This is a genomic window from Stutzerimonas azotifigens DSM 17556 (genome assembly GCF_000425625.1).
GTDB classification, from domain to species: Bacteria; Pseudomonadota; Gammaproteobacteria; order Pseudomonadales; family Pseudomonadaceae; genus Stutzerimonas; species Stutzerimonas azotifigens.
The window spans coordinates 1-7,634 of record NZ_KE384425.1 but is presented as its reverse complement, the minus strand read 5'-3'; the positions used below and the strand labels follow the sequence as shown (position 1 = coordinate 7,634).

6 protein-coding genes are annotated in these 7,634 nt (G+C 70.7%); 4 read left to right on the top strand and 2 right to left on the bottom strand.

What is annotated here, in order from left to right:
- Positions 1–199 precede the first annotated feature (199 nt).
- Both H610_RS0122345 and H610_RS24405 read right to left on the bottom strand, forming a co-directional pair.
- Complete coding sequence (locus tag H610_RS0122345; RefSeq protein ID WP_028241745.1) at positions 200–1,855, bottom strand: acyl-CoA dehydrogenase family protein; 1,656 nt, start codon at positions 1,853–1,855, stop codon at positions 200–202.
- A 91-nt stretch (positions 1,856–1,946) separates the two neighbouring features.
- Entirely contained in the window at positions 1,947–3,944 is a 1,998-nt protein-coding gene (locus H610_RS24405) for a sensor histidine kinase (protein ID WP_051231929.1), read from the bottom strand.
- Positions 3,945–4,075: 131 nt separating this feature from the next.
- Here H610_RS24405 and H610_RS0122335 point away from each other — a divergent pair, with 131 nt between their 5' ends.
- The 4 genes from H610_RS0122335 to H610_RS0122320 are packed head-to-tail and all read left to right on the top strand — an operon-like array spanning position 4,076 to position 7,445.
- The gene (locus H610_RS0122335) at positions 4,076–4,861 is read left to right on the top strand and encodes a hydroxymethylpyrimidine/phosphomethylpyrimidine kinase (protein WP_028241744.1); all 786 of its coding nucleotides are present in this window, start codon (positions 4,076–4,078) and stop codon (positions 4,859–4,861) included.
- Positions 4,862–4,865: 4 nt separating this feature from the next.
- A complete protein-coding gene (gene thiE / locus H610_RS0122330) occupies positions 4,866–5,501 on the top strand; it encodes a thiamine phosphate synthase (RefSeq protein ID WP_028241743.1) in 636 nt (211 codons plus the stop codon).
- 46 nt (positions 5,502–5,547) lie between these two features.
- Positions 5,548–6,831: a glutamate-1-semialdehyde 2,1-aminomutase gene (gene hemL, locus H610_RS0122325; RefSeq protein WP_028241742.1), complete on the top strand. Its 1,284-nt coding sequence runs from the start codon at positions 5,548–5,550 to the stop codon at positions 6,829–6,831.
- Complete coding sequence (locus tag H610_RS0122320; RefSeq protein ID WP_028241741.1) at positions 6,828–7,445, top strand: hypothetical protein; 618 nt, start codon at positions 6,828–6,830, stop codon at positions 7,443–7,445. Before hemL ends, H610_RS0122320 begins: the two co-directional genes overlap by 4 nt.
- The last annotated feature ends 189 nt before the right edge of the window (positions 7,446–7,634 follow it).

Below are 7,634 nucleotides of genomic sequence, written 5' to 3'. Positions count from 1 at the left end.
CAGCCGTGTTCCCCGCGCCCGCGGGGATGAACCGTCGACATAGGTGTTGCCGGCGTCGGGCGGGTCGTGTTCCCCGCACCCGCGGGGATGAACCGGCCACGACCTGCATCGTGTCGGCGATGCGGTTGTGCTCCCGCCCCCGCGAGGATGGTCGACAGCAAGCCTAGCCAGATGCCATGCAGACCTGAGCCACGTTCAGTCAAGCCAGATGCGGCGCGCTGCGCGCAAGCAGCGCATCGACCTTCAGCCCGCGCGGCAGGGTGCCGTAGACCCGCCCGTGGCCGGCCAGGCGGCTGGCGATGAAGGCGTCGCTCACCGCCGCGTTGCCGGCCTCGAGTAGCAGTCGTGCCTGCAGGCCGACGGCGATGTCCTCGGTGAGCTGGCGGGCGCGGTACTGGATGTCGGCGGTGTCGCCGAAGGCCTGCTTGAGCCGCTCGACATGCGCGGCCAGGCGGGCGTCGCCGTGGCCGTCGCCGAGCTCGGCGAACAGCGCCTCGAGCACGCCGGGCTCCTTCGACAGGGCGCGCAGCACGTCCAGGCACTGCACGTTGCCCGAGCCTTCCCAGATCGAGTTGACCGGCGCCTCGCGGTACAGCCGCGGCAGGATGGTCTCCTCGACGTAGCCGGCACCGCCGAGGCACTCCTGCGCCTCGTTGATCATGGCCGGCGCGCGCTTGCAGATCCAGTACTTGCCCACCGCGGTGACCAGCCGGGCGAAGGTGCTTTCGTGAGCCTCCGCGGCATGGTCGAGCGCACGGCCCATGCGCAGGGTCAGGGCCAGCGCCGCCTCGCTTTCCAGCGCCAGGTCGGCCAGCACGTTCTGCATCAGCGGCTGGTCGAGCAGCGCCCGGCCGGCCACCTGGCGGTGGCGGCAGTGATGCAGGGCCTGGGTCAGCGCCTGGCGCATCAGCGAGCTGGAGCCGATCATGCAGTCGAAGCGGGTCAGCGAGACCATCGACAGGATGGTCGGCACGCCGCGCCCCTCCTCGCCGACCATCCAGGCCAGTGCGCCGCGGTATTCCACCTCGCTGGAGGCGTTGGCCCAGTTGCCCAGCTTGTTCTTCAGGCGCTGGATATAGAAGGCGTTGCGTGTGCCGTCCGGGCGGTGCCGCGGCAGCAGGAAGCAGGACAGCCCCTTCTCGCTGTAGGCCAGGGTGAGGAAGGCATCGCACATCGGCGCCGAGCAGAACCACTTGTGCCCGACCAGCTCGTAGGCCTGTCCCGGTCCGGGCTGGCCGAGCGGATGGGCGCGGGTGGTGTTGGCGCGCACGTCGGTGCCGCCCTGCTTCTCGGTCATCGCCATGCCGATGGTGACGCCGGTCTTCTGCGCCAACGGCAGGTTGCGCGGGTCGTACGCGCCGTGCAGCAGCTTCGGCAGCCAGGCCTCGGCGATCTCCGGCTGCATGCGCAGCGCGGGGACGCTGGCGAAGGTCATGGTCAACGGGCAGCTGGTGCCGGCCTCGGCCTGGTTGTGCAGGTACATCAGCCCGGCACGGGCGACCTGCGCGCCCGGGCGCGGGTCGGTCCAGGGTAGCGAGGGAATGCCGTGCTCCACCGCCGTACGCATGAGCTGGTGGTAGGCCGGGTGGAAGTCCACTTGGTCGAGGCGATGGCCGTAGCGGTCATGGCTGCGCAGCACCGGCCTGTTCTCGTTGGCGAGAAAGCCCGCCTCCATCAGCGGCCCGCCGGCCAGCGCGCCGTAGGCGTCCAGCCGCGCTTCGGCCCAATCGCCCTGGTAGCGTCGTACCCACTCCTGCAACGGCAGGTCGATGCGGTACAGGTTGCTGCCTTCGAGCGGCGGCACTTGGTTGAAGACCTCGTGGGTCTCGCCGAGGGGAACGCAATGGTTCGTCATGACGGGCCTCCTGATCGCGGAACCCGGTCAGATAATCACGTCGACGACACCGGCAAAAGCGGGGGATCGGCCAAAACTGCACCCGATGCCGTCAGCCCGTGGCCAGCCCCTCCGAGCGACCGAGCGGCAGCGTCACCGGCGGTTGCAGGCCAAGCGGCAGCTCGAGGGTGAAGCGGCTGCCCAGCCCGGGCGTGGAGCGATGGCTGATGCTGCCGCCGAGCAGTTCGACCAGCTGCCGCGACAGCGCCAGGCCGATGCCCAGGCCACCGTGGCGACGGGTCAGCGAGTCGTCCAGTTGGCGGAACGGATGGTAGAGCGCGCCGTCGTCGCTGACGAAACCGACGCCGCTGTCGACGACCTCGAAGGCCAGCGTCAGCGCTCCGGCCCCTTCCTTGCGGCTGACCCGCAGCAGCACCTCGCCCTGCGCGGTGAAGCGCACGGCGTTGTCCAGCAGGTGCCCCAGCGCCTGCTGCAGGCGCTCGGCATCGCCGACCAGGGCGTCGGGCACCATGCCGTCGATCTGCACCTCGAAGCGCAGCCCCTTGGCCGCCGCCTGCGCTCCGTACCGGGCGCGCAGCCGCTCGAGCAGCTGGCGCAGGCCGAAGGGCGCCGGCTGCACGCTCAGTCGCCCGGCGCTCAGCTCGGTCAGCGTCAGCAGGTTGTCGACCATCCGCAGCATTTCGCGCGCCGAGCCTTCGGCGAGGCCGAAGTATTCCTGGCGCTCGCCCTCGTCGTCGGCCTGGCGCAACAGCTGCAGGCCACCGATCACGCCGTTCATGGGCGTGCGCAACTCGTGGCTGAGGGTGCCGAGGAAGGCGTCCTTGAGCCGGTCGGCCTGCACCAGCTCGGCGTTCAGCGCGGCCAGCTCGCGGCCGGACTCTTCCAGCAGGCGCGCACGCTCGTCGCGCATGTGGTTGATCCGGTCGGCCAGCGCCAGCGACAGCAGGCCGACCTCCAGCGCCGAGCCGATCTGGCTGGCGTACATGGTGAGGAAGTTGTGCGGGAGGTAGCCGAGCACCATCAGCGTGTTGACGAAGCCGCCGATGAGGAAGGCCGACCAGGCGATGATGTAGAAGCGCGCGGTGCGCATGCCACGCAGCCAGGCGACCCAGCCGACGGTGGCCATGACCAGGGTGAACAGCAGCGCCAGCCCGGTGGCCAGCCGCAGCGAGGTGCCGTAGCCGGTCGCCAGGGCCACCAGCATGGTGATCCCGCCCGCCCCCATCAGCGTCTTGAGCACCAGGTCCCAGCCGCGGCCGAGCTTCGGCGTGTCGAGGAAGCGGCGGGCGAACTGGCTGCCGAAGAGGATCGCCGAACCGATCAGGAAGGGCGTGGCGGCGTTGGCCCACCAGGGGTTGTTCGGCCACAGGTACTGCACGCCGGCGCCGTTGACCGAGACCTGGTACAGCCCGAACGAGGCGATGTAGCAGATGTAGTAGAGGTAGCTGCCGATGCGCAGGCTGAGGTAGATCAGCAGGTTGTACAGCAGCATCACCAGCAGCACGCCATAGATGATGCCGAGCATGTAGGTGTGGCCGGTCTGCGCCTCCAGGTGCGCCTTGGGCGTCCACAGCGTGAGCGGCGCCTGGATCGAGCCCTCGCTCTGCAGGCGCAGGTAGATGCGCTGGGGGTCGCCCGGCGTCAGGTCGAGGGCGAACAGGTAGTTGCCCTGGCGGTACGAGCGGCTGGAGAACGGCAGCGCATCACCGGTGCGCTCGGCCAGCCGGTAGCTGCCATGCTCGTCCGGCAGGTACAGCTCGAGGTGGTCCAGCGGCGGGTAGGCGAGCTCCAGCAGCCAGCGCCGCGGCACCGAGGACAGGGTGTCGCCGGGGCGGTAGTCCAGGTCCAGACGCAGCCAGAAGGCCGAACGCGACATGCCGGCGTTGAAGACCTCCCCAGCCACCGCGCGGAAACCGTCGCGCAACTCACTGCCAATGATCTGCTCGAGCGTCGCGGAGCCGCTCGGGTCTTCCAGCACGAAGAGTTCATGGCCGAGCGGCAGGCGCTCGGTCCGGTCGTCGAACACTACCGCCAGGGCCTTCGATGGCAGGGACAGAACCAGAAAGGAAAGCACCAGCAGCCGCCACATGCGTACACCTATCGCCACCACGCGGGGCAGCCATCACTGTGAGGAAAGTCTCGACTCTAACAGTGGCGACGAAAAAGCGCAGCCAGCGTACGACGATCAATACGGCCCATTTTGGTGTAAGCTCCCGCGCCATGAAAACGCCCTCCTCCCGCCCCGTCGTCCTCTGTCTGTCCGGCCACGATCCCAGTGGCGGCGCCGGCCTGCAGGCCGACATCGAGGCCCTGCTCGCGCAGGGCTGCCACGCCGCTCCGACCGTCACCGCGCTGACCGTGCAGGACACGGTGGACGTCTCCGACTTCCGCGTCCTCGACCGCGAATGGGTGCTGGCCCAGGCCCGCACGGTGATCGCCGACCTGCCGGTGGCCGCGGTCAAGCTCGGCATGCTCGGCTCGGTGGAAATGGTCGAGACGGTGCTGGAACTGATGCGGGAGCTGCCGGGGGTGCCGCTGGTATGCGATCCGGTGCTGCGCGCCGGCGGCGGCGGCGCGCTGGGCAAGGACGAAGTCGGTTATGCGCTGCGCGAGCGGCTGTTCCCGGTGTCGGCCATCGCCACGCCGAACCTGCCGGAAGCGCGCATCCTCGCCGAACTGCCGGAAGGCACCGCGGACCAGTGCGCCGAACGCCTGCTGCCGCACATCGAGCACCTGCTGATCACCGGCGGCCACGGCGACGAGCGCGAGGTGCACAACCGCCTCTATTCGCGCGACGGCCGAGAGGATTTCACCTGCCAGCGCCTGCCGGGCGCCTACCACGGCTCCGGCTGCACCCTGGCCAGCGCCCTGGCCGGTCGCCTGGCGCTCGGCGAGACGCTGACCAGCGCCGTGCGCAGCGCCCTGGACTACACCTGGCGCACCCTGCGCGACGCCGAGGCCCCTGGCCGCGGCCAATACATCCCGCGGCGCCTGCCCCTGGACTGAGCCGATGAGCACGACGCCGCGCGGCCTCTACGCGATCACCGACAGCCAGCTGCTGGCCGGCGGCCGCCTGTTGCCCTACGTCGAGGCAGCCCTGCGCGGCGGCGCGCGCCTGCTGCAATACCGCGACAAGTCCACCGACCAGGCCCGGCGCCTGCGCGAGGCCGAGGCGCTGCGCGACCTCTGCGCGCGCTACGACGCCACACTGATCGTCAACGACGACGCCGAACTGGCCGCGCGGCTGAACGTCGGCCTGCACCTGGGCCAGGAGGACGGCTCGCTGCCGGCCGCCCGCGCCCTGCTCGGCCGCCACGCGATCATCGGCGCCACCTGCCACGCCCGCCTGGACCTGGCCGAGCGCGCCGCCGCCGAGGGCGCCAACTACATCGCCTTCGGCCGCTTCTTCAATTCCAACACCAAGCCGGGCGCCCCGGCCGCCACTGTGGAACTGCTCGAGCAGGCGCGCCAACGCTTCGATCTGCCGATCGTCGCCATCGGCGGCGTGACCCTGGACAACGCGCCCGGGCTGATCGCGCGCGGCGCCGACCTGGTCGCGGTGATCCACGCGCTGTTCGTCGCCGACTCGCCGGCCGAGGTGGAACGCCGCGCCCGCGCCTTCGCCGCCCTGTTCGCCACCCCCTGACCCCTTTCCCGGCTGCGCCCAGCCACGCCACTTTCCCGGAGGCCCCATGTCCCGCTCAGAAGAACTGTTCGCCAAAGCCCAGGCCCACATCCCCGGCGGCGTGAACTCGCCGGTGCGGGCCTTCAAGAGCGTCGGCGGCACGCCGCTGTTCTTCAAGCACGCCGAAGGCGCCTACGTGATCGACGAAGACGACAAGCGCTACGTCGACTACGTCGGCTCCTGGGGCCCGATGATTCTCGGCCACAGCCACCCGGAGGTGCTCGACGCGGTGCGCCGGCAGCTCGACCACGGCCTGTCCTACGGCGCGCCGACCGCGCTGGAGACCGAGATGGCCGAGCTGGTCTGCACGCTGGTCCCGTCGATGGACATGGTACGCATGGTCAGCTCCGGCACCGAGGCGACCATGAGCGCCATCCGCCTGGCGCGCGGATTCACCGGACGCGACAGCATCATCAAGTTCGAAGGCTGCTACCACGGCCACTCCGACAGCCTGCTGGTCAAGGCCGGCTCCGGCGCCCTGACCCTCGGTGTGCCGAGCTCGCCCGGCGTGCCGGCCTCCTTCGCCAAGCACACGCTGACCCTGCCGTACAACGACCTGGTCGCGGTGGAGGCCTGCCTCGCCGACGTCGGCACCGAAGTCGCCTGCATCATCGTCGAGCCAGTGGCCGGCAACATGAACTGCGTGCCGCCGGCCCCCGGCTTCCTCGAGGGCCTGCGCCGGCTGTGCGACGACTTCGGCGTGGTGCTGATCTTCGACGAGGTGATGACCGGCTTCCGCGTCGCCCTCGGCGGCGCCCAGGCGCACTACGGCGTGACGCCGGACCTGACCACCTTCGGCAAGATCATCGGCGGCGGCATGCCGGTCGGCTGCTTCGGCGGCAAGCGCGCGATCATGGAGAAGATCGCGCCGCTCGGCCCGGTCTACCAGGCCGGCACGCTGTCGGGCAACCCGCTGGCGATGGCCGCGGGCCTGACCACCCTGCGGCTGATCCAGCGCCCGGGCTTCCACGCGCAGCTCACCGACTACACCGGCCGCATGCTCGCCGGCCTGCAGGCGCGCGCCGACGCCGCCGGCATCCCCTTCACCACCACCCAGGCGGGGGGCATGTTCGGCCTGTATTTCACCGAGACCGACGACATCGTCCGTTTCGAGGACGTCATGGCCAGCGACGTCGAGCGCTTCAAGCGCTTCTTCCACCTGATGCTCGAAGGCGGCGTCTACCTCGCCCCCAGCGCCTTCGAGGCCGGCTTCACCTCCATCGCCCACGGCGAGCCCGAGCTGCAGCAGACGCTCGACGCCGCCGAACGGGCCTTCGCCGCACTGACGTGAGCGCGCTCGCGGCACTGCTGTCGGCCGCCATCCTCGGGCTGGCGGCCATCGCCGCCGCGGCCTTGACCGCGCGCGCCCGCCCGCGCCAGGCCGAAGCGGATCAGCCGGCGCTGTCCTGCGCCCTGCTCGGCTTCGTGCTGGCCGCCGCCACGGGCGCGACCCTGCTGGCCGACGGCCTGGGCATCCGCCCGTTCGGCGAAGCCAGCCGCTGGCTGGCGCGAGCTTCCTACCAGTTGGGCGTGCCGCTGGTGGCACTGGCGATCTTCGCCCGCGGACATGGCTGGAGCTGGAGCCGCCCGACCTGGGGCCGGGTGGTGCTGGGCCTGTGCGTGACCTTCGAGGTCGCCCGCCAGCTCGGCTGGGGCCAGCCCTACGCACTGACTCTGGCAACCGCCAGCGCCCTCGCCGTGCTGCAGGTCGCCCTGCGCCAGCGCGCCGACGTCACACGCCTGGCCGCCGGGCTCGCCGGCGGCGCCCTGCTGCTGGCGCTGGCACCTTTCCCCGGGTCCCCGACGGCCGGTTTCGAGCCGCTGGTGCTGGGGCTGTCGGCGCTTCCGCTGGCCTGGCTGCTGTGCGGGCTGCCGAGCCGGGCGGCGACGGCCGGAGAGGTTTGATGGGCGTGTCCGGCCTTTTGGTGGGCTGAAGCCCACCCTGACGCCTGGGACGACGCATGGCGCCCGCGGTCTTGACTACGAAAAGACGGGCCATGACGCAATGCTGTTCACTTAAGTGATGGACCCTTGGCCTCGGGCAGGCCTACGGCCTGCATCGCCGCGAGGGCGCGCCTCCCACAGGGATGTGGT

Coding starts and splice junctions, on each gene's coding strand:
- thiE (WP_028241743.1), top strand. CDS start 4,866: ATGAGCACGACGCCGCGCGGCCTCTACGCGATCACCGACAGCCAGCTG.
- H610_RS0122335 (WP_028241744.1), top strand. CDS start 4,076: ATGAAAACGCCCTCCTCCCGCCCCGTCGTCCTCTGTCTGTCCGGCCAC.
- hemL (WP_028241742.1), top strand. CDS start 5,548: ATGTCCCGCTCAGAAGAACTGTTCGCCAAAGCCCAGGCCCACATCCCC.
- H610_RS0122345 (WP_028241745.1), bottom strand. CDS start 1,855: ATGACGAACCATTGCGTTCCCCTCGGCGAGACCCACGAGGTCTTCAAC.
- H610_RS24405 (WP_051231929.1), bottom strand. CDS start 3,944: ATGTGGCGGCTGCTGGTGCTTTCCTTTCTGGTTCTGTCCCTGCCATCG.